The sequence below is a fragment of the Streptomyces sp. SID12501 genome, assembly GCF_010550245.1.
Taxonomy (GTDB): Bacteria; Actinomycetota; Actinomycetes; order Streptomycetales; family Streptomycetaceae; genus Streptomyces.
Genome location: NZ_JAAGLU010000149.1, coordinates 1 through 832, shown reverse-complemented (window position 1 = coordinate 832; position 832 = coordinate 1). Strand labels below are relative to the sequence as shown.

Genomic DNA, 832 nt, shown 5'->3' with positions numbered 1-832 from the left:
CCCATGTACTCGATCGCGCGCTCGGCGGCGACGCGCTCGTTGGCGTCGGCGATCTCCTCGGGCACGGGCACGCGTCCCGACAGCGGCAGGCCCTGGCCGGGGTTGGTGCCCCACGTGACGAACGGCTCGAGGTCGGCGGCCTCGAGCACGACCTCGGCGTCGAACTGCGCGTCGTCGTCGGTGCGCAGCGTGCGCCAGTACTCGACCGCGGCGTCCCAGTCGGCGCCCTCGGGCGCGTGCGGGCGGCCCTGGAGGTACTCGAACGTGGTCTCGTCGGGCGCGATCATGCCCGCGCGCGCACCGGCCTCGATGGACATGTTGCAGACCGTCATGCGGCCCTCCATCGACAGGCTGCGGATCGCCTCGCCCCGGTACTCCAGGACGTACCCCTGCCCGCCACCGGTCCCGATCTTCGCGATGACGGCGAGGATGATGTCCTTGGCCGTCGCGCCGATGGGCAGCGCGCCGTTCACGGTGATCGCCATGGTCTTGAACGGCGCGAGCGGCAGCGTCTGCGTCGCGAGCACGTGCTCGACCTCGGACGTGCCGATGCCGAACGCGAGCGCGCCGAACGCGCCGTGCGTCGACGTGTGGGAGTCGCCGCAGACGACCGTGAGGCCGGGCTGCGTGAGCCCGAGCTGCGGGCCGACCTGGTGCACGATGCCCTGGTCCGCGTCGCCGAGCGAGTGGATGCGCACGCCGAACTCGGCGGCGTTGGCGCGCAGCGTCTCGATCTGCGTGCGGCTCGTCGCGTCGGCGATGGGCCGGTCGATGTCGAGCGTGGGCGTGTTGTGGTCCTCGGTCGCGAGCGTGAGGTCGGGGCGCCGCACGG

The 832-nt window shown here is 72.7% G+C and carries 1 protein-coding gene; it reads right to left on the bottom strand.

The window, feature by feature from the left end; all coding sequences use genetic code 11:
- Positions 1–832: aconitase family protein (locus tag G3I71_RS44905; RefSeq protein WP_239149756.1), on the bottom strand; the 832-nt coding region annotated here is incomplete at both ends.